Genomic DNA, 21,986 nt, shown 5'->3' on the forward strand with positions numbered 1-21,986 from the left:
CAGCGAGCAGGGAACTGGCTATGCGCCTGCGCCATTCGCCTGTCGCCAGGCTCACGATCCATGCCCCGGCCGCCGCGGCGCGGGCGGCTGGTGAAGCGGACTTTGCCCGGCGTGTTCTAGGCGAGAATCCGCAGACTTTTTTGCCCGAAGCGGAAGTGCTCCACGTTCCGGGAGGAAGCCCCGTTTCTAGTTTCGCTTCACGACTTCTCCTACACCGCTTTCAAAGGCCGCGGGCTGGGCAAGCCCGTCTTCCGCGCCCATCCCGCGCGGAGCCGAGGGCCGCGGCGCGCGCCGCCACGGCCATGCTCTGGCCGGCCGCCGCCTCGGCGCTTTCCTGGGTCGGTCTGGCGATGGCGCGCTGGGCTTTGGCTCCAGCCGCGATCACCGTGAGCCCGGCCAAGGAGCCGGGGATTTTCGGGATTGGGCTGGGACTCATGGCCGCGGCCGCGGTTGTTTTCGGGACCTTGGCCCTGGGCGATCTGATCTTGTTCTCGGCGGCGACGCGCCGGGGCCGCAATGCCACCAAGGCGCAGTTCCACGCGGCGGTCAACACCCTCAAGGCGGAGGGCCAAATCCCCTTGAACGCCCGCGTGTCGGAGTTCAAGCCTAAGAGAGGAGCCTGGGACTTTCGCTTCGGCTATGCCGCGGGGGATACCATCTTCATCAGGCGTGAACTGGCGGCCGTCCCCTGGCTGTTCAAGCTCGTCCTGGCCCATGAGCTTGAGCATTTGGAAGACCACCGAGCCCGGGGGCCTCCGGGAGGCGTTTCCTACGGCTTTATCCGGAGCGCGGTCCGAGGAATCCTTGCCGAGGCCAAGGCCAGGGCCCTGGAATGGCCGCGCTGGCATTCTTTAAGGAAGGCAAGGGCCTCCCATTTCGAGCAAGTTCTCTCCGCGGCCAAGGCTTCTCTCCATTTCGATGGAGTCTCCGAGGTTCTCCTGATCAATCCCGGAACCGAATTCCTGCGCGATCCCCTGCTGTTCCAAAAGCTTTCCGGCGGCCGGGCCCGCGTCGTCAAGTCGCGGAAGAGCTCTCCGGGTCCGGAGCTCGCCCGAAAGCCCGGGCGCTTTACGGCCGTGGTCTGGGACAAGCACGCAGAGGCCCTGCCCAAGCCCGGAACAAGGGGGCGGGGGGAGCTGGAGAAGGCCTTGAGGCATTTCAACAGCCTGCATCAGCTTCTCATGGGTCGTCCGGTGCCCGAAAGCGCCGGGATAGAGCTCGACGACAAGGAGAAGAAGGCCTTCGATAATTTGAGGAGGATCGCCGGGAAGATCGCGCGCGGCGACAAGTCCCAGGAGAGGCGGTTCCACCGCCAGGTCAAGGCCTTCGGGCGTAAATTCTTCAGGCTCAAGCACGAGGAGCTGCCGCAGTTGAGGCAGGCCCTTGGCTTGGTGGAGAACCTTTACGCCGGGCTCAAGAACAACGGGATCGTCTATTTGAGCTTCCCTCCCGGCGACGCCACCCTTCCTCTTTGGCAGGGTCTCCTGCGCTTCTGGGAGGCCGCCGACGGCGGGGAGTTCCGCATGGCCCGCGTGGACATGATGAACGGCGGGCATGTCCTCCTCCTGCGCAAGGCGGAGTCGCGAGTGAGCCTGGTCTTGAGGCCCCGGGCCCAAGGAGCCATCAAGGAATCTTTGCCCTTGTCCGGCAATCTCGCCAAAAGCCGTTCCAGGGCCAGGATCCTCTTGAAGCAGGCGGGTTTCAACAAGTACCTGGCGGAGTTCGAGAGGTTGGGCGTCGAGGTGCGGCATATACTGGGCCGGGATTTCGCAGCGGACGAGGAGATTCACGTGAGCGTACCCTACCGCAACCTCGCGGCCCTGCGCCGGCTTCTGCGGGACGGGCGGGAGTTCGAGGTCAATGGGGTCAAATCAGCGGCCAGCCCTCGGATGATCGAGTCCGCCCCCATCGAGGACGTCCCCCGCTTGTGGGAGAGCGGGATCAATGGGAAAGGCGAAAGGGTAGCCATCGTGGATACGGGGCTTTTCATGCACCACGATTTAGAGGCTAGGGCGATAGTAAGAGACGTGACCAATACTGGCCTCAAGGATACCGACGGGCACGGGACCGTGGTCGCGGGCATTGCCGCCGGCTCGGGGGACGATGTAAAAGGCACAGCGCATGGCGCATCCCTCGTCGCGGAAAAGGTTTTTGGAGACGACGGCCCCGGGGCCACCGACGCCGATATCCGCGCGGGGATCACGGACTCGTTCAAGAACGGAGCCGGGGTCGTCAATTTGAGCTTGGGAAGCGAGGGCTACGTGGATTCCGTCTTAGCCAGATTCGTCACCAAGATGGCCGATGTGCTCAACTCCTTGGGCGAAAAGGTCATCTTCACCATCGCGGCCGGCAACGAGGGCCCTTTCGACAGGACCGAGGGCCAGCCCGCCACGGCCAATTCTCCCAACGTTCTGGCGGTCGGCTCCGCGACCAAGAAGGAACGCGTGTCCCTGTTTTCGAGCCTGGGCCCCACGACCAAGGAAAGGCCCCTGATCGTTCGCGACTTCGAGGGGCCTCATCTGGTTGCCGTCGGCGGGGGGCTGGGAGAGCCTCCCCATTTTTACGGCCCGGGGGTTCTGGCCACCCGCTCGGCGGACTCCGATGAGGCTCCGGACGATTCCGAGGATCGCAAGTACACGCATATGTCCGGCACCTCCCAGGCCTCGCCTCAAGTAGCGGGAATTGCCGCGGATCTCAAGCAATTCCTGCGAAAGGTCGGCGTCCTTCAGGGCTTTGTCGCGGAAAATATCGGCTTTGTCATGCGGTTCCTTCTTCAGTCATCCGCCAAGGACCTCGACGTCCCCACTTGGTCCCAGGGTGCCGGCGAAGTTCAAGCCAATCAAGCCCGCAATTTGGCCCGAGGCTTGCTCAAGCTCGGGGATCCTTGGCTTCCCGTTCGCTTATATAAGGAAATATGGGACTTGCAGGAAGGCGTTTACGCCGCGGCCAAGGGCGCCAAGAAGGTCGCGGAGGCGCTGGCCCGCTTCTGGCCGGAGAGCCAGAAGGCCGCGCCTCGCCTGCTCGAGCTTCTTAATTTCCGTCTTGATGTCGAGGTTCCGGATGCCCCGGGAGGGTCTCAGACCATGGACGCGGGCTGGACGGTGAGGCGCTTCGCGGCCTTGGCGCTGGGTAATTTCCTGGGCCAGCCCGAGGCCCTCGAGCTCGCCAACAAGGACGAGGTCGAGTCAGCCATGGCCCGAGGCTCCGCGGCCTTGTGGGACCGCGCCCTCAACGATCCCGAGGCCCGGGTCCGCCAAATGGCCTTCCTGGCGCTAGGGAAGCTCCCCGTCCTCTCTCCCGCGGTTATGGAGGGCCTGCGCCAGGGCTTGAGCCACGAGAAATGGGATATCCGCATGTACTCGGCTCACGTCCTGGCCCGCCAAGGCAGCCGTGAAGGGGTCGAGAAACTGCTGGAGGGCCTGAGTCGGAGCGAGTACGCCCCGCGCTTCACTTCGAGATGGCTCTTGGGCGAGCTTAAGGAGCAGGTGGCCGCCGGCGAGGCCGAGCTGCTCTCGGATCTCGCCAAGGCCGAGCCGGAGAAGGGCCTCAACGAAGAGGACGACCTCCCGCACCGGGCGGTGGCGGCCTTGCGCGAGATCGCCCTTTCCAATCCCGAGGCCGTTACCGGAAAGGCTCTCGTGGACCTTTTGGAAGCCACCGGCTTCCTAGAGTCCGATGGCCGGCGCAACGTGATCTTGACGCGCACGATTTCGCGGTTCTTTACCCAAGTCTTGGAAAAAGAAGATATTTCTAAAACCGTCCAGGAGGAGCCCTTCAAGTCCGCCGCGACCCGCTACGTGCTCAACAACCGCGGGGCGGCGCGAAAACCGGGAGGCTTGGGCGACCTGGTGCGGCTCCTCTCCCAGGCCTTGAACATTCCCACCGAGGTCCCCACCCCGGCCCTGGACCCCGCCGGGGAGGGAGTGCCGGGGGTGGATCATGTGATGGGCCGTATTGACGTTATGGTCGAGGTGCCTTTAGGGGTCTTCGTCACCGAAGTCCTGGACGACGAGTTCCTGTCTTCTTTCGAGGCCAAGCGCGAGGGCTCCTTCTTCCATGACAGAATCATTTGGCTGAGCGTTCCTGAGCACAAGCAATTCGCCCTGAAGGAGAGGTTGAAGCAGGCCGGCTACCGCTACCGCTCGGCGGTTCCTTATTACCCGATGTCTAATCCGGCTGACGCGGAGCCGGATTCCGCGGCGGAGGTCGCCCTTAAAATCGAGCCGGAAGGGCCTTTGCCCGATATTCCCGACCTCGTCGGGATTCCTCTGATCAAGATCAAGGCCGGGCGGCTCGGAGTTTCCGAGGCCCGCATCCTGGCTCTCTTAGAGAGCCTGAAAATCAAGATCGGAGACCCTTTGAAGAATCCTGCCGTCATCCTCCTGGATTTCGGCGGCCCCGCGGGCGATGAGTCGCGGACCGTGCTCAGCCGCTACGTCAACCAAATGGCCTTGGAGAATTTTCTCGTGGTGGCGCCGTCCGGAAACGAAGGTCCGGGGAAAGACAGCGTCGCCTCTCCCGCGGACGCGGATCTCGCCGTCACCGTGGGAGCGGCCGAAGGCGGCGCGCCCGCCTATTACTCCTCGGGCGGCTCCGCCGTGGATTGGCTGGAGGAAGCCGGGCTCATGGGCACGGCCGCGGCCGCGCAGAGGTCCGCTTTGGGGCTGCAGGCCCTGCTCAAACGGCTAAGCCAAGCCTTCCCCACCGGCCTTCCGGAGGGCTACGGCCATTATCTAGCCGGCCTCGTCAAAGATAGCCTCTCGAAAGAGGGTCTCGCCCAGGAGCTGGGGGCCTCCGCGCTCCTGGAGGAGGGGCTCAAGGCCCCCGAGGCCGCGGCGGCCGCGGCTCGCGCCCTGCAAGGGGATGTTTTGGAAAGCCACCCCCGCTTCGAGGAGGCGGCCGTCCTGCCCGCGCCCTTGGCCAGCAAGATCCGGGGGGCCTTGAATTTCGCCATACATAAGGGCTTGTTCGCTGCGGAGCAAGAAGCCGCGCAAGGGCAGTGGAATTGGACGGCGGAAATTCCGTCTCGCGTTTTGGACTCAATGGCGAGGATGAGCCCTGAATTGGCGCAAAGAACTTTAGCCGCCCTGGAGCATGTGTTTTATGTTCTATTGAGTCTCAGACATAAATGGAAAGATGCCGTGCCTGCTTTTGAGCTGGAGGGCGGCTTTCTACGGCATCTCTTGGAAAGCACCTTGTCCCACTTGGGTCCGACGGAGCCTTTATGGAATTTTTTCAACCGGATAAAGACCGAGGACATTCCAGGGGGGGATAAATACCTCGAATTGCTCGCGTCCCTTGATTTTATCGTCTCGAGGCTCAGGCAAATAGTGCCTGCCAGCAACTTGAGAGGCAAGGCCATCTACCAGGTCATCGCCCGGACGTTCGCCGAAAAATTCAACTTGGATGAGAGTCTCGATGATGAGGAATTGGGAAGGATCAGGGCAAAGGGCTATCAAGTGTTGTGGCTTACCGACATTTTCAAGATAGGCGAGGTCAACCGCTGGAACGGGGACGATCCTGATGGAGGCGGGGGTTCGCCTTATGCCTTGGTGGACTATGCGGTCAAGCCGGAGTATGGCGGGGAGGCCGCATTGAAGAGGCTGGTCGAGCGCGCTCGGGCCTTGGGAATCGAGATATGCGTGGACCTGATCCCGAATCATACCGCATTGGACAGCGTGGAGCTTCAGGAATATCCCGAGAATTTCCTCCATATCATTGCTCCCCGGGACCCGCGCCAGCGCGGGGCGAGAGAGAGCCGGGCGGACTATGAAGGCTATTTGAGCTCATACCTCGACGAGATCGGGGTTCCCAGGCATCATGGGCGCCATGTGTTTTATCCCGTGCGCGTGGAAAAATATCCTCGGGATATTGAAAATCTCTCGGGCCCGCGCGGACCCAAGTGGATCCTGGTGCGACACCCCATGACTCCGGACAAGTCGCAGGACGTTGAAGAGAGAAGGGCGAAGAGGAATATGTACAACGACATGGCCCAGAAGGATTTCAGCCGGCAAGAGGTTCGCGAGCGGGAAATCGGCCGGGTGTTGGAAATGATGGGGGCGTGGGGGATAAGAGTCTTCCGGCGAGACATGCCGGATGTGTTGACCAACCGAAACTTCTACGACCACTGGGTGGACATTTTGAACTATGAAATTGAGAGGGCGCCGCGCGATTCCTGGTACCAGCGCGAGCTGATCAGGCTGGGTCACGGCATGAACAGACGTTGGGCGGAGGTCCAGGGCTCCGAATTTCTCGACCAGATGACCCGGGTCGCGAAATTCGCCGATTCCCGCGTTGTCTTCATAGACGAGACTTACAATCCGGCCGATTTGAGATTTTTCACCGATGCCGTGAATAACAAGGTCGGCCTGTACGACTCTCTTGCCCAGAGGAAGGGCGGCTCTGAAATCCGCCGGCAATTGCGGGAAGTCGCGTTTTATCTTTGGCAGCACGCCTTGGCTCCATTCTTGAACTTCAGCGTGAACCATGACCTGCCCAACCCGTACGACGCCTTCGAGGGCATCGTGGAGGCCGCGCTCGTGGCCATTCTCCTGTTCAGGCCGACTCTCACGGTGGCCGGCTTTGAGCAAGGTGCTGTATTCAACGACAACATCGTCATGGGCGATAGGGCGCGCGGCTTGTCCGAGGATGCCCGCAATAATAGGATGACTCCTTTGGATTTCAAGGCGTGGATCAATTGGGCTTTTGACGGACCTTACAAGGCGGTAGCCGGCAGAATTCAGGAATTGTCCGAGAGGTATCGGGATATTTTTTCGGAAGGAAATATTCATGTCCCAGAACCCCAAGCCCCATCCGACCTGGTGCTTTTCACCGCCCAGGGCAGGGACTTGAGCGGGAAATCCAAGGTCATCCTGGCGGCGCTTAACCCCTCGCTGAAATCGCAGGGCGCGTGGTTCGCCCTGCATCAGCCGGTCACCCCCGAGTCTTTCGCGCCCAAGGAGGACAAAACCTACGTTTTGCGCGACGTCCTGAACCTGAGGCCCAACGGGGAACCCGCGGTTTATACCCGCAGCGGCAGGGAGCTCGTGGAGAAGGGCCTCTTCATCGCTCTTGAGGGCGGCAAGGCCCACGTTTTCGAGGTGGAGGAGCAGTGAACCCAGACTGCGGCCGGCCGCAGTCTGGGCCGCGGTGTCTCATCGGCAGCCCGGAGAGCGCGGTATCAGACAGAGGAATCAATAAATGAGAAAGTTTTGCGCGTCAATCATCGCCGCGGCGTTGATATTCCTCTCCCCCGGGAGCGGCTCTTACCAGGCGTTCGCCGGTCTTCTCAGAGGCGAGGTTCCAACGAGAGGGGGTGTGTCCCGGGTCTCGATCCGTTTTCCGCAGTACGAGATGCCTTATTCCGGCCTGCAAACCGGCTCTCCAACAGCCACTTATGCCGATATCGAGGCGTCAGGCCCTTACCGGGAGATCCGCCTGCGCCCCTTGAAGGCGATTCCCGAGCATGCGGCCGAGAATTCGATAACCGCGCGCGCCATCGCGTGGCCTGGCCGATTTTTGGCCTCGCTTGCGCCCAATTTGTCGGACTCTCTGTCATTCCAATGGTTGTCTTACTTGCCGTTTCACCGGGCTTGGATGGACCCCGGAGCCAAGGCCGAGGCCGCCGGCAAGGAATGGACGCGCTGGTTCGATTCGCAGGTCGATCATGATGCCGTTCTAGCGGATGCGGCTAGCCCAGCCATGGAAACTGCGGAGGCGGGCCCCGTGCGCATCACGGCTCCTCTGCTGAAGGCTCGCCTGCCCGGGTCGGTGGCCCACGCCCGTGTCATGCCGGGCGTGGATTTCAGTCTTGCGAAACCCGTGCATGAGAAGGAATTGGCCATCCTCGTAGTTCACGGCGCCACCGAGACCGAGGCCAGGCGCAATCTCGGCCATGTGCTGCGCGGCCTGCAGGTGGTCGTCAAGCAGACCTTCAAGGAAAGATGGGAAGAGTATGTGGAGAATCTCCAAAAGCTCTCTCTTGTCCCGTTCTTCTTTCTTATCATTCCGCAAGCCTTGAAGAATTTCGCGAATTTGACCTCGGGCCATCCCGAAGAACTCGATATCTTGAAAAAATGGATCGGCTGGCCTTCGGGAAGCCTGGCCGACATGGGCATGGTCCTATTCTTTCAAAAGCTGGGAGAGGGGCATCGCTACGCCATGATGGTGCAGATATTCGGCATCGTCATGAGCTCCGTGGTCTTGACCCAGATTTGGTGGGCGGGACATGTGCCCACGGCCTTCCTGGCGGGCCAATTGGCTTTCGTGGGCGCGGGCCTTTCGATAGTCGCCCTGGATGCCATGGGGAAGCTTCCCGAGCCCGTATGGAAAGCTTGGAGTGATTTCGTGGGCATCGCGCAGCAGGCGTTTCTTCCCGTGGCCGTCTGTTTGACCGTGGCTGAGTCGGTGCCTTTGGCGGCCATGGCTATTCCCGCGGGGGTCGCGGCCATCCTGGTGATTTTGTTTCGGAATGGAATTTTGAAGAGATACCACAGTCTTAAAGCCCTCCACGATTTCATGAGATATTTCAATGGATGGAACTCCACCATGCTTTTCGCGGTGGGCCCCATTTGCCAGCTCATAGCCAATTATTTGCATCCCGAGAGCATCGCGGGCGGGTTGTCGCCGGAGACTTTTATGCTTAACATCATCGGCAACGGCCTCATGCTCGCCATGGCCCTCTTGATGAAAAGCGGGATATGGTTCGTCGGATCTTCGTTCGCGGTCTCGATCGGCGGCGTTGGCCAATTGTTCGGCATGTACTACTTCAACGCTCTTAATCCTGTTTATTTCCTGGCGGCTTCCGGCGCCGTCTACCTCTGGATGAGATTCATCCTGGAGCATACCCGCAGGTATTTCGGAGACTCCAGCGTTTGGAGTCCTCTAATGAGGTTGAGGTTCAAGCCCGAAGCGGAGAGTGAAAAATGAGAAAAGGCCTGGAACTGTTTTTGCCGGCGATTCTTCTTCTGCCCGCGTCCTGCCGCAAGGCCCCCTCCAGCGCGGACGGGAAGGTCACCATCCGCTACCTCGCCAACCCGGACGTGGGCGGGGCGACCAAGGTACTGATTAAGAAGTTCGAGGAGAAGAACCCGGGCATTCATGTCGAGATGGTGGAGGGTCCCTCGGCCCCCAATACCCGGGAGGACATGTACGCCACCTCCTTCATGGCCCAGGAGGACAGCTACGATTTCGCGCACATGGACGTGGCGTGGCTGGCCAAGTTCGCGGCCCAGGGCTGGCTCAAGCCCTTGGACGGCTACTTCGCCGCCCAAGAGCAGGAGAAGTTCCTGCCCGGGGACATCGCGGGCTCTAAATTCAACGGCAAAATCTACCGTGTCCCCAACCAGTCGGATGGGGGGCTGCTTTACTACAGGAAAGACTTGCTTAAGGCGCGGGGGCTTACGCCCCCGCGGACTTGGGACGAGCTCGTCGCCGCGGCCAAGAAGATCCAGTCTCCGCCCAACCTTTGGGGCTATGTGTTCGAGGGTAAACAGTACGAGTGTCTGGTCTGCAATTTCCTGGAGCTCGCCTGGGGCAACGGGGGGGAGCTCATTGATGAAAAGGGCCAGGTCCTCATAGACCGCCCCGAGGCGGTCCAGGCTTTGCAGTGGATGGTCGACGCCGTGCATAAGCACAAGATCTCCCCGCCCGGGGTCCTCACTTATCAGGAGGAGGAGGCCCGGCACGTGTTCCAGGAGGGCCAGGCCGTATTCATGCGCAACTGGCCCTACGCCTGGGAGCTCATGCAGAAGGAGGGCTCTCCGGTGAAAGGCAAGGTTGGGATCGTCCCCATGGTGCATGGCAAGGGCCGCTCCGCGGCGGCTTTGGGCGGCTGGGGCTTCGGCATATCGGCTTTCTCGAAGCATCCCGATGAGGCCTGGAAGTTCATCGAGTTTCTCACCACCCACGAAGGGCAGAAAACCGCATACCTCATGAGCGGCATACTGCCCACCCGAAAATCCGTGTACGCGGACCCGGAGATATTGAAGGCAAGCCCCCAGATCAAGGATCTCTACAATATCCTGAGCCTCACCCGGCCCCGCCCCTTAAGCCCCGCCTACGCCAGGGTCTCGGACATCGTCCAACTCAAGGTAAGCGCGGCCCTCTCCGGGCTGGGAGAGCCCCAAAAGCTCCTCTCCGAGGCCGCCCAGGAAATCCGCGGGGTGCTCAAGCGCTAGAGATGCCCGCGACCAACCGCCCCTGCGCCGCCGTGAATTGGCTTTACGTGGCCCCGGCCCTCCTCCTCATGGGCCTGGTCAACCTCGTGCCCATCGGACAGACCGTTTGGCTGAGCCGGGGGTTCGGGCAGATAGCCAAGGACGCCCGCCTTTGGCTGGTGCTCAAGAACACTTTTGCCTTCACGGGGGCGGCGGTGTGTCTGGAACTGATGCTAGGATTGGGAATAGCGCTCTTACTTTCTCGCCCATTTCATGGGCGAGGATTCGTACGCGCGGCGGTGCTCATTCCCTGGGCCCTTCCCACCGCGGTCATGGCCATGGCCTGGCGCTGGATATTCAACGCCGAGTACGGGGTGCTGGGCGACCTCCTTTATAAGGCCCATTTGGCCGCCTCGCCCAAGATCGCCTGGCTGGCCTCTCCGGGAAGCGCTTTCTGGGCCTGCGTCCTGGCCGATGTTTGGAAGACCACGCCCTTCATGGCGATCCTGCTCATGAGCGGCTTGGCCGCGATTCCGAAGGAGCTCTATGAAGCGGCCGGCATGGACGGGGCCGGTCCCCTGCGGCAATTTATCATCATCACCTGGCCGCTCCTCAAGCCCACCATAGCCGTGGCCGTGGTGTTTCGGGCGATACAGAGCTTCGGGATTTTCGACCTCATTTGGGTGTTGACCGGAGGCGGGCCGGGGGGAAGCACCCAAACCATCGCCCTCTACGTCTATGACATGGTTTTCCGCTACCAGGAACTGGGCTACGGCTGCGTGCTGACCATGGTCATGGGGGCCTCGCTTCTCGCCATGGCTGGGGCTCTCTTCAGCTTGACGAGGACAGAGGCATGAGGAAAACACCTATAGCAACCGCCTGCTTTTACGCGGCTATAGCGGTTGCTACGATTTGGAGCCTGGCTCCCTTTCTCTGGCAGGTGATCACCTCCCTGAAAACTCCGGAGGAGGTTCTCTCCATTCCTCCGAAGTATTGGCCCGAGCGCGCCAATTTCTCGAGCTACGTCAAGATCTTCTCGACGCGCCCCTTCGCGACCTACATCGCCAATAGCCTCATCGTGGCCTTCGGCACCACCTTCTTGTGCACGGCTCTGGGAAGCCTTGCCGCCTACGCCTTCTCGAGGCTCAAGATCCCCGGCGGGGCCTGGGCCTTGAACGCCATTCTCCTCATCGCGCTTTTCCCGCCGACCTTGCTCGTCGTGCCCTTAAAGCAGCTCATTCAATTCTCCGGGCTCATCAACAATCCCCTGGCCCTGGTCCTCTCCTACACGGCGCTCAATCTGCCCTTCGCGATATGGGTTCTCATGACCTTCTTCAAGACTGTGCCTTCGGACATCGAGGAGGCGGCCCAGGTGGACGGCTTCTCGCGCTGGGGATTGCTCTGGAAAATCATCTTCCCGCTCTCGGCACCCGCCGTAGCCACCACGGCCATCCTCATCTTCATCTTCTCCTGGAACGAGTTTTTGCTGGCGCTTACCTTCATCTCCAAGGACTCGGTGCGCACGGTCCCGGTGGGAATCGCTCTTCTTTCCGGAGTCACGGTTTATGAGGTGCCCTGGGATCAGATATCGGCCGCGGTGGTCGTGACTACTATGCCCGTGGTCTTGATGGTTCTGGCTTTCCAGAGGCGCATCATAGAGGGTCTGACCGCCGGCGCGGTCAAGGGGTAATATGGCAGAGGTTCAAGTGCGGGACGTGCGCAAATCCTTCGAGTCGGGCAAGACGGTTCTTGACCGCATCGCCTTCACGGTCAAGGACGGGGAATTCGTGTCTCTGCTGGGAGCCTCGGGCTGCGGCAAGACCACGCTTTTGCGCATCATCGCGGGGCTGGAGTTCGCCGACTCCGGGGCCATCCTCATCGAGGGCCAGGACGTCGCCCACAGGCCGCCCAAGGACCGCGACATCGCCATGGTGTTCCAGAATTACGCCCTGTACCCCCATTTGAGCGTCTTCGAGAACATCGGCATGGGCCTCAAGCTGCGCAAATTCCCCGAGGCCGAGACCCGGGGGCGCGTGGAGGAGGCCGCGAAAATGCTGGGACTTTCCGAGCTCTTGTCCCGCAGGCCCTCGGCCCTTTCCGGCGGGCAAAGGCAGAGGGTGGCTTTGGCCCGGGCCTTGGTGCGCCGGCCCAAGGTGTTTCTCTTGGACGAGCCCTTGAGCAACCTGGATGCGGTTCTGCGCGAAAGGACGCGCGGCGAGCTGAAGCTCCTATTCAAGCGCGTGAAGGGCACCGTGATCTACGTGACCCACGACCAGATAGAGGCCATGACTTTGTCCGACCGCATCGTGGTCCTGGACCGGGGACTTATCCAACAGGTGGGAACCCCCGAGGAAATATACCACAGGCCCGCCAATACCTTCGTCGCGACCTTCCTGGGAGCGCCGCCCATGAACCTCCTGGGGGCCGCCGAGCTGAAGCGCTCCGGGCTCGCCTCGGCCTTGAGCGAGGACTGCCTGGTGGGCATCCGTCCGGAATCCATCGAGGTGTCCCCCGAGGCGAGGCCTGGATTTATCGAAGCGGCCGTGGCCTTGGCCGAGCCCACCGGGGCCGCCACCGTGCTCAGCCTCGACATGGGAGGAGCGCAATTGCGCGCGAGCGTGCCGGGCTCCTGGGATTTGAGATATCCCAAGGCCTGGGTGTCTTGCCCCGCGAGCGCCTGCCATTATTTCAACGAGAATACCCGCGTCAGACTGACCAACCCAGCCGTTTCCACGAGGAGCGAATGAAAACGACGGCCTCTCTTTTGGCTTTGTTCCTGGCTGTTCCCAGCCATGGGATTTCCCTTTACAGCGGCTTGGCGGCTCCCGAGGCCGCCCCTAGGTCCGGGGCTCTTTGGACGCCTCCTGCCGCGGAGATTCCGCGTCTTCTGCGCTCGAGCCTGGAGCTTTTCGCCCCGGGTCTGGGCGAGGCATTGCTTCCCGCGGTCGCCGCGGCCAAGCCGGGTTTTCCTGACGGCATTCCCCCGCAGGAAGAGCTGCTGCGCGAAATGAGGATGTCTCCTCTCACCAACAAAGCCAGGGAGGAGGCCGTGATAGGGCTTTTGCGCCAAGCCGGAGCTGACGCGCAAAAAATCGTCACCATCAGGGAAGGGGAGACTCTCCCTCTCAATGTTTTCGACACGGTGATCCGCCAAGAGGCGGGGGATGGAAAATACAATTATTATGTGGTGAAGGAGGGGCGCGGCGATGCCCTGGTTGTTTCCGGGGCCCATCATGACAAGGTTTCGGTGGGCGCTGGAACCATAGACAATTGGGGTGGGTCCACTTTGGAAGCCAACGTCTATGAAGTCCTTCGCTTAGAGGCGCTGGAGGCGACTCATGTCATGGCTCTGTTTGCCCGCGAAGAGGAGGGCCTGCTGGGGTCCAAGGCTTGGCTCGCCGCGGCCTGGGATTTCAAGGATCGCGTCAAGGCGATGCTCAACCTCGACACCTTCTCCGTGGACGGAACTTTCTCCTGGAAGAACAATTCCACTCCCTGGATGCTGGCCTTGGTCAAGGAAGTGGCCCTGCGGCAGGGGTTGGATTTGACGGAGGCTGTTTTGCGCGGCGGAGACTCGGACTCATCCACCTTCCGCGACGCTGGGATCTCCGGGATGACTCTTTACGGGTGCAGCCAAAGGAGGATGTTCGACATCATCCATACCTCGCGGGACACCATGGCCGTTTTTTCCCTGCCGCATTATGTCAATGCCTTGAAATTGGCCGTCGCTTTTTTAAGGGCGCTGGACAGTCATCCCTTCCTTCCTGACGTGAGAATGAACAGGGCCTAACCCGGCCTGGGCCTTATGACCGCCTCTCCCTAGGCCTTTGGGCCTACCGGGGATTTTAGGCACGTTTGTAAAATGGCCGGGCCATGAAGAGGCTGGGGTCGGTCCGGCGCGCTGCGAAATCCTTCGTTCGCCTGGCCTGCGCATTCTCCCTCATCGCCGTTTCCCCTGGGGCGCAAGGCGCATCAGCAGCGGCTAGTCGCGCGGGGCGCCCAGAGCGCTCCGCGCCGGGAAAGTCCGACTACGGAAAGATTCTCTTCGCCGCCCAAGCTGCAGGTTTGGGCGGCGGCATGCCCGCCCTCCCCCCGCCCGCGGCGCGGGCTCTTTATTCCTGGGCCCTGACGCCGACGGCGCGCCTGAGGGTGCCGAGGCGGGACCCGGCGTTTAGGCGCAAGTCCCGCAGGGCTCTGCGCCTTTTGGCCCAGAGTTTGAAAGCGGCGCGGATCCCGGATCGAGGGGGCGTTCTCGACCGGTTTTACCAGTACTCGCGGCCGTGGCTGTTCCAAGAATCGTTCCCGCTGAGCCTGCTTGTTCCCCGAGCGCCGCCGGCGCTTTCCCGGCCGGCCTCCGGGCCCGCCGCCGGCGTCCAGGAGAAATCCGAGGCTCCCGCCGCTCCGGCCGAGCGCGTCGATAAGCGCGCGGCCTTCAACGGGATTTTCATCCAAAGGACTCTCGCGATCGCGGCCTTCTTTTTCGTGCAGATAGCCCTCTACAGCGTGGCCCTGGCCCAGCCGGGGATCGGCGAGGCTGGTTTCTCTCAGCTGATGGCCATCGGGGCGCTCGCCCCCATCGCCACGGGGCCCTTCAACGGGCTCATCGCCAACAGATTTTCCAGCAAGCATGGCATATACGCGACCGCGAGCCTGCGCATCCTCCTATGCTCCGCCTTTCTCGCCCTGCCGGGCCTGGGCGCGGTCAACTTCGGGACCTTGCTCGCCTTCAGCGTCATCAACAACTGGATCAATACCTCGACGGTGGTCATAGAGATCGGCGCCTTCAAGAGGCTGGATCCTGCGCGCATCAAGACCTTCATCGCGCTGGGCAACATCCATTTCACGGCCATGCAGGTGGCCTTGGGCTTGATCCTCAATATGGGGCGCTTCGTGGACCAGAATCCCATGGGCGCGTTTTACTTCTCGGCGGCGGCCCATGCCTTGGTCATTCTCGCGGCCGCGGCCATGATCCCCGCGGTCCGCGCCTTGCCGGCCGCGGCGGCCGCCGTCGCGGCCAGGCCCGCGGTGGAAAAAGCCCGGGGGTTCCTGGCGCGGTATTGGCGGGAGGCCCTGCTCTTGGGAGCGAGCATCGGAGGCTATTTCCTCCTGCAATCCACTGTGCCCGTCGCCCTGGCCCTGGTCTGGTGGATTTCCCGCACGCCGAACTTCTCCCTTCTGTGGAAAAACCCCGCGCTGCGCTGCGCCGTTCTGTTCACGGCCCTGGCGGCGGCCCTGTTCATCCCTCTGCAGTATTTGACCTTGAATTCCCTGGCCAAGGCCTTGGCCGGCGCGAATGCGGGAAGCGGAGCCCTCTTGGGGCAGTTCACCGGCGCCTTCTGCTTCGGGCAGTTGACGGCCAACGCCACCCAGGCTCCTCTGGGGACGGCGACCATCATGGGACGGAAAGTGGACCGTCAGGTTCTGGTCCAGGCTTTGGTCCTGGGCCTGGCCGCGAGCTGGGTTTTCTTCCGCTTGGCCCCGGGCAACGCTTGGGCCGCGCTCGCCGCCGCCCTCGCGGGGGCTCTCTTGATGGCCTTGAGCTCCCGTATGAGCCAGCGCGCCTGGATCCAGTTCTACGGGGTCGGGCTTTCCTTCATCCTCCTGCCCTGGTTCTTCTGGGGAGCCCATCCCGCTCTGCTCTTGAGCCTTTTCATGATCGGCTTGTTCAGCGGGGCCGCGAGCGTCGCCCTTTCCGGCTATTTCAACGAAAGGGCCCCCGCGCTTCATTTCGACGTCTTGAACGGGATACAAAGCTCGCTTGTGAGCGCTGCGATCGGTCTGGGGTTCTCGGCGACGGCGATTTTCTGGGCCTTAATCGGGGCTCCCCTGTATCCAAGAATGCTCGTCGCCTTGGGGGGGATATTTCTCGCGGCGGGTGCGGCCTTCCTGTGGGCGCCCCGGTTCTTGCCGGGTTTGGACGCTGTCGTATCACGGAGGAGAAATGACGCATAAATTGTCGAGACTTCCCGGAGCGGTTTTGTCTTTGACGATGATTTGCAACGGCGTCGTCCCGGCTTGGGCGGGGCGGGCCCAAGCCATTGCGGCAAACGGCCGTCAGGCCGCCTTGGGCGTGAGCCTCTCCCTTACCGGCTTGTCCATGCCGGTGGCCCCTCGACTGCCGGGGCCGGTTCTTCGTCCCCGGCTATGGCAGCCCGCGTCGGCCCGCGTGGTCCAAACCCGGGCCGGCTACCGGGTCGTCCACCTCGTCCTGCGGACCATGGCCAATCAATGGGGTCTGGGATTCAGCCTGCCCCTCATGGGCGGCAGCCTCGCCGAGGGCGTGATGAACGAGGCGGCTCAAAGAAGGGTCCTTTTCATCGACCGAGACGATACCTTGACGCGGAACGTGGAGGCCATGACCGAGGCCCAGGCCGCGCCTCTTTTAGAAGGCCTCAGGAACGGCAAGTTCCCGGTCGTAATCACGGATCGCCCCGCCGACGCCATGGAAAACGATCCCGGAAACTCGGCGTTCGAGAAATTAGCTCCTCTCCTGGTTCCGGCCGCGGCGGGGATGCTCATCGGCACCAACCGGGGCGGCCGGGTATACCGCCTGGACGCCGATGGGCGCCCTCAAAGCGCTCATGAGGTTCCGCCTTTCTCTACCGAGGAGCAGGTTTTGATCCGGTCGGCCGTGGATGCGGTCGTGGCCGAGCTTCCCAAGCTCGGCACGGGGCTCAACCCCTCCAAGGGAGTGGACCTCGAGCCCCATAGCGGCTCCGTTCTCCTGCGGGTGGGCACTCCCCTTGAAATCGTGCATAAGGCCGCGGGCATCCTGCAGGAGGCCTTGGAAAAGCGGGGCATACGCCACGAGGTGGTTTACCGCATGCCCGCCAACCCCGCGCAGCCGCCATACATCTCGTTTTCCAAGGTGGATAAGGCCTCGGCCGTGGCCTGGGTCGCTCAGGAGTACGGCATCCGCGCCGAGGAGGCCGTGGGAGTGGGAGACGGCATGATGGCCCCGATCAACCGCAAGGGGTCTTGGTCCCCGGCCGCGCAGGAGGCCGCGGACCTTGGGCGGTTCCTGAGCGGCAGGGACGTTTTGCTTAAAGGGAGCGCCAAGGACGCCAACATGCAGAAGGGCCTTTTCGGCATGATGCTCTTGAGCGTCGGGCTCTTCGGGGATCCTCGCCTCGAGAATATTTTCGTCCTGCCGGAATTCGGCCCCGATATGACCGCGCGGTTTCTGAGGAAATGGGCGGCCGTCGAGTGAGGCAAGCATGAAGAGAATATCGCCGGTTTTGTGCCTGTGCGTGCTGCCCGTCCTGGCCATCGCGGGAGACGACCGTCTCTCGGCGGGCCTGCGCCAAACCTTGGCCGCGATGGAGGATGGCGGCGGAAGCGTCGGAGAAATGGTGGTCAATGAGATCAGGGACCGGCGGATCGCGGTCATATTCCAACGGCAAGAGCCGGCTTCCACGTATGAGGTCGCGCGGGACAAGACCGTCGCCATTTATTTAAGCGACGCCCTGCCCCCGGAGCCGCGGATACTAGCCCCCCTGATCGCCCGCGAGATCGGGCTATTGACGGTCTCGAGCATGATCGAGAGCGCTGAGAGCCATTACATGTGGCACAGTCTGATGGCGCGGGCTTGGCGCGAGCTCGGAGGCGAGCCTCGGACCTTGCCCATAATAGACGAGGATTCAGGCTACAAAAACGAGGCCATGGCCGGGGAAATCGCGCTTTGGCTGCGCGCCAGATATGATTTGTCGGCGGTTTCCCGTTTCCACGGGGTGCGGACCATCGCCGAGCTCAAGGGCGAGATCGCGGGCAAAATCAGCGCGGGCGACGACGTTTTTAGAAATCAAATGATCTTATATTGGCTTGAGCGCGACGAGGAGGTATTCCGGTCGTTCCTGCAAAAGGAGAGGGAATGGATCCTAAGCCGCTAGTTCCGGTAAGGCTCGAGGACGGCAGCTCTTTTTCCATCCTCTTCGCGGCTCCGGATGAGCCCCGCGCCTGGCTCGAGGGAGGGGATTTCTTCTTCGGATCTCCGGTCGTGTTCGTTAAAAACCTCGAGTCGGAGAGCGTCGAGGCCGCGGCCCAGGCTCTGGCTCAGGACATGGGCGGGTATTGGCTGCGCTACTACCATAGGGCGACCGGAGTCCGCCTGCGGTTCCGTAAGTCCGGAAAAAGGAAAGGGCTTGAGAGAGTGGCCGAGGTTTCCTTGAGCGAGGTGTTGGAGACTTCCGCCGGCGAGGGCTGCGCCGTGATCCAAGTTCGGCTCGAGGACGGCCGCATCTTCTCGATCCTGGCGGCCACGCCCTCCTGGTTCGAGGAGGCCTTCAGACGCTTTAAGCTCGATTTCTATTTCGGTCCTTGCGTCCTTTTCCTGCGCCGCCTCGATACCTCCACGGCGCGCCGCGCCGTGGAGGCCATGGCGGCCGAGGGCGCGCATCGGCTCTGCCTTTATGACACCCCCCGCGCAACTTTGCCGGAAGTCTTGGCGCGATTCAAGGAAAGCCACTGACCTCATGAAGGCCCTTCTGGCGGCAGCCTTCTTGACTGTTTGCGGCGGCTGGGCCGCCGGAGCCGAGTCGAGACCGCAGGGCCGCGTGCGCCTTCTAAGCCTTCTCTCCTCTCCCGGGCTTTCCGCTCCGGTCGGCAGGCCTTTCGAGGGCGTTTCTCAGGAGGCGGCGCGGTTTCGCGCGCCTTTTCGCCGTCTGCTGGCGGCGGCCAGGCGCAGCCGCGCTCTGTCGCGGCGGGGTCTGTCGGCGCTTCGCCGGGCCGGCTACAGGGACCAGATGACGGGCCTCTACAACGGCCTCTACTTGGAGGAGCACCTGGGGTCTTTGGTCAAGGCAAGCGCCGCCCTGCTCGTATTCAAGCTTGATTTTCTAAAGGAGATCAACGATGCCCTGGACCATGAGGCCGGGGACGAGTCCTTGAAGGCCTTGAGCGCGGTGGCTGGGGAATTCCTCGGCCGCGACGCTGTCCTGCTGCGGCGCAGCCCCACGGGCTTTGCGGCCTTCCTTAAGGACGGCCCGGAGGCGCCCGAGGAGGTGGCCGAGCATCTGCGCGCCGCCGTGGAGCGCAAACTGGGCGACCGGCGGTTCCCCGGGACCATCTCCATCGGAATCGCGGCGCTCGGCCGCGGCTCCTCGGCGCAAGAGCGCTATTTCCTGGCCTTCGAGGCCGCCGAAGCCGCGCGGCGAGCCGCCAAGCAAGCCGGAGGCAATCAAGCCGCGGCGTCAAGGCTCGAGGGCGCGACTTTGCTTGCGGCGAGGGCTTTCGAAAGCCGGCTGAAGTCGGCCAGTCCCCATTGGAGGGAAAGGTTGGACCGGCTTGACCGGGAGTCCCTCGGCGATATCGCGTCTCATCGCTCCCTAAGGGCCGGTCCGGATCCGGCTTCGTTTTTGGATCGGATGCGGGACGGCGCCGCCCGCTTGGCGCTCCACGCCTTCGTCTATCGCAACCGCTTGACCGGTCTTCTCAACCGCCGATGGTTCGCCGAGAACATGGGGTGGCTTCTGGGCTCCGGGGAGTTCGGCCATTATCTTGCGCTCGACCTGGATCATTTCGGCGCGCTCAACGATCGCTTGAGGCGCGAACTCGGGCCGCGCCTGGGGGAGCAAAAGGGCGATGAGATCCTGTCCAGGGTGGGGAAAATTTTGGCCGAGGGCTCCGCGGACCAGGCCCTGCCCGTCCATTTGGGCGGCGAGGAGTTCATCATCATGTCCCGGCATTCCGATCCGAGGGGCTTCGCCGAGGAGATTCGTCTGGCAATCAAGAGGGCTCTCGGGGTCACGGTTTCGATCGCGGTCGCTCCGATCCTTGATAGCCAATGCGGAGGCAGCCGGGCCTGGGGCCTGACCATGGTCCTGGCCGAGGTCTTGCTCCATCGGGCCAAGGAGCTCGGCCGGGACAGGGTCGTGGAGCCGGGCGCGAGTCCCAGCAAGCTCTAGGTCTAATGCTGAGCGAGCTCTGGGACCTTAGACCCGTATGGGCTCCAAAGGCCGCGGATATAATGAGACAGTCGCCGAAATGACAATGAAGCCTAAATTGTCGCTGTCGCGCCTCGCTCTAGCCGGAGCCCTCCTTCTTGGATCCCCGGCCGGCCAGGCCTTCGCCGGAGGGACCTTTCGCTCTTTTGCGGGAGCGCCGCAAATTCTGCGCATGGCCTTGCCTCCAATGAACGGAGGCGCGGATGCCGGGATTGCCGGCGGGCTTGGCGGCTTGCGCGAGCTCAAATTCCACTTGGGCAGCGCTTCCTTGCCTTTTGAGCCTCGGCTTCCCTTAAATACGGCGCCCGCGCCCGCGCGACTCGAGGCCATGGCGCGCCTGGCGGCCTTGTCGGAGCGCCGGGAGCTGAGGTTGAGCGGGTCGGGCGGGAACATCACGGCGGAAATGCTGAGAGGAGATTCCGGACGGATTTTTGGGGAAGTTCATGCCGAGGGTTCCGCGTTGGCCGTAGGCCTTGAGGAGACAGCGGCGGCCTTCCCTTCCGGGGCGCCGGTCTGGCCGGAGCGGAACTCCGGCAGCGACTTCGGGCCCGACGCGGGCATGGGCGGCCCTCGTGAAGCCGGTTCGGGCTTCATCGGTTTCCATGATGGCGGCGGTCTCGGCGGCGGCTACGTGGGTTACGGCGACGAGAGCCGGAACGGCGGGGGCGCATTTTTCGCGATGGCACTTCTAGCCGCGGCGCCCGCGGTTCCGGGGCTCGAGCATCTTTCGCACCAAGACCTCGGGACGGCTCTTTTCTTTGAGGCCTCCATGGCTTTCTCCTTGATTCTTCATGAAATTCTTCACGCGAGGCTCAGCCGTCGGCTGGGAGACGATCAGCCGGTGCTTGACAATCGCGGCAGCCTCAATCCCAAGGATTGGGGGACGCATATCAATCCCTGGGGAACCGTCATACTCCCCATGCTGTTCTTTTCGCTGATGGGCTGGATGCTGGGGGTCGCCAACCCCGTCGAACCCGAACCGCGCAAGTTCAAGGACCCGATCCGGGACCAAGCCAAGGCCGCGGTGGCCGGTCCTTTGGGCAATGCCGGCTTGGCCGTCCTGGGGGCCGGCGTTTTCGCCGCATTGACATCCTTGGGCGGGCATGTCGCGGCGGCTTATGCCTCTCTTTTCACGGTCGTCAACGTGACCTTGACCTTGTTCAACTTGGTTCCGTTTCATCCGCTGGACGGCTCGAAGGTCGTCGGGCTTCTGCCGCCCGCCATCGCCGGCGAGATCCTCGATTTCTACAGCGCCGGCTTTTTGCGCTGGGTTCCTTTCTATGTCCTGCTGGCTGTCATGGCGACGACGGGGATAGGGGGCTGGATGGTGCTCAAGTCCAGCGCCCTCCTATTGGGGTTGGCCGGCTCCACGATGGGGACGGGGGTCCTGGTCGCGCTCTCGGCGGCTGCTTTGGCCGGATTTTGGCGGGTTCTCCGATGAAGACCATGACCAACGTTTCGATATTCATCGTGGAGGACGACGCGCATTTCCGCGATACCTTCATCGATGTGATGTCTCTGAGGGGAGTGGAGGTGCAGGGGGCCTCTACCGGTGAGGAGGGGCTCAAAGTCCTGCGCGGCTGCCGTCCGTCCGTCATCATCTTGGACGTGAATCTCCCGGACATGCACGGCTTCGACCTTTGCAGGCGCATCAAGAAGCTCGAGCCCTTCAAGAACACTCCAGTCATGTTCGTGTCGGCCTCGGCCCAGTACAGCGACCCTCGCGACCGAGTGGAGGGCTTGCTCGCGGGGGCCACCTTCTTTTTGCCCAAGCCGGTGACCATGGAAAAGCTTTGGGAGGAGATTGAGTTCTTGCTCAGGCACCCGTCTTCTTGACAGCGCTTGGGGCTCCTGCTATCATATAACAACCTCACGGCAATATCCCCAA

14 protein-coding genes are annotated in these 21,986 nt (G+C 62.4%); all 14 read left to right on the forward strand.

Annotated elements, in window-relative coordinates; all coding sequences use genetic code 11:
* The first annotated feature begins 20 nt into the window (after nt 1-20).
* The 14 genes from HY921_08440 (at nt 21) to HY921_08505 (ending at nt 21,934) form a co-directional block, all read left to right on the forward strand.
* On the forward strand, nt 21-7,115 hold the full coding sequence (locus HY921_08440; GenBank protein ID MBI5630897.1) for a S8 family serine peptidase: 7,095 nt from the start codon (nt 21-23) through the stop codon (nt 7,113-7,115).
* 85 nt (nt 7,116-7,200) lie between these two features.
* Entirely contained in the window at nt 7,201-8,928 is a 1,728-nt protein-coding gene (locus HY921_08445; protein ID MBI5630898.1) for a hypothetical protein, read from the forward strand.
* The gene (locus HY921_08450) at nt 8,925-10,178 is read left to right on the forward strand and encodes an ABC transporter substrate-binding protein (protein MBI5630899.1); all 1,254 of its coding nucleotides are present in this window, start codon (nt 8,925-8,927) and stop codon (nt 10,176-10,178) included. Before HY921_08445 ends, HY921_08450 begins: the two co-directional genes overlap by 4 nt.
* Nucleotides 10,179-10,180: 2 nt before the next feature.
* A complete protein-coding gene (locus HY921_08455) occupies nt 10,181-11,014 on the forward strand; it encodes a sugar ABC transporter permease (GenBank protein MBI5630900.1) in 834 nt (277 codons plus the stop codon).
* Nucleotides 11,011-11,847, forward strand: a complete 837-nt coding sequence (locus tag HY921_08460; GenBank protein MBI5630901.1) for a carbohydrate ABC transporter permease — start codon at nt 11,011-11,013, stop codon at nt 11,845-11,847. Before HY921_08455 ends, HY921_08460 begins: the two co-directional genes overlap by 4 nt.
* Before the next feature lies 1 nt (nt 11,848).
* Nucleotides 11,849-12,904 (forward strand): ABC transporter ATP-binding protein, encoded by a 1,056-nt coding sequence (locus HY921_08465; protein ID MBI5630902.1) that lies wholly within the window; start codon nt 11,849-11,851, stop codon nt 12,902-12,904.
* Nucleotides 12,901-13,947, forward strand: a complete 1,047-nt coding sequence (locus HY921_08470; GenBank protein MBI5630903.1) for a M28 family peptidase — start codon at nt 12,901-12,903, stop codon at nt 13,945-13,947. Before HY921_08465 ends, HY921_08470 begins: the two co-directional genes overlap by 4 nt.
* A gap of 83 nt (nt 13,948-14,030) precedes the next feature.
* Nucleotides 14,031-16,109 carry a hypothetical protein gene (locus tag HY921_08475; GenBank protein MBI5630904.1) on the forward strand — a complete coding sequence of 693 codons (2,079 nt, stop codon included), beginning with the start codon at nt 14,031-14,033 and terminating at the stop codon, nt 16,107-16,109.
* On the forward strand, nt 16,099-17,367 hold the full coding sequence (locus HY921_08480; GenBank protein ID MBI5630905.1) for a hypothetical protein: 1,269 nt from the start codon (nt 16,099-16,101) through the stop codon (nt 17,365-17,367). Before HY921_08475 ends, HY921_08480 begins: the two co-directional genes overlap by 11 nt.
* A 7-nt stretch (nt 17,368-17,374) precedes the next feature.
* Nucleotides 17,375-18,046, forward strand: coding sequence for a hypothetical protein (locus HY921_08485; GenBank protein MBI5630906.1), 672 nt, complete (start codon nt 17,375-17,377; stop codon nt 18,044-18,046).
* Nucleotides 18,028-18,624, forward strand: a complete 597-nt coding sequence (locus HY921_08490; protein ID MBI5630907.1) for a hypothetical protein — start codon at nt 18,028-18,030, stop codon at nt 18,622-18,624. Before HY921_08485 ends, HY921_08490 begins: the two co-directional genes overlap by 19 nt.
* Before the next feature lie 4 nt (nt 18,625-18,628).
* Nucleotides 18,629-20,059 (forward strand): GGDEF domain-containing protein, encoded by a 1,431-nt coding sequence (locus HY921_08495; protein ID MBI5630908.1) that lies wholly within the window; start codon nt 18,629-18,631, stop codon nt 20,057-20,059.
* Nucleotides 20,060-20,144: 85 nt separating this feature from the next.
* Entirely contained in the window at nt 20,145-21,539 is a 1,395-nt protein-coding gene (locus HY921_08500; GenBank protein ID MBI5630909.1) for a site-2 protease family protein, read from the forward strand.
* Nucleotides 21,540-21,544: 5 nt separating this feature from the next.
* Entirely contained in the window at nt 21,545-21,934 is a 390-nt protein-coding gene (locus HY921_08505) for a response regulator (GenBank protein MBI5630910.1), read from the forward strand.
* Nucleotides 21,935-21,986: the final 52 nt, after the last annotated feature.

It is taken from the genome of Elusimicrobiota bacterium (genome assembly GCA_016218575.1).
Classification (GTDB): Bacteria; Elusimicrobiota; Elusimicrobia; order UBA1565; family UBA9628; genus JACRDN01.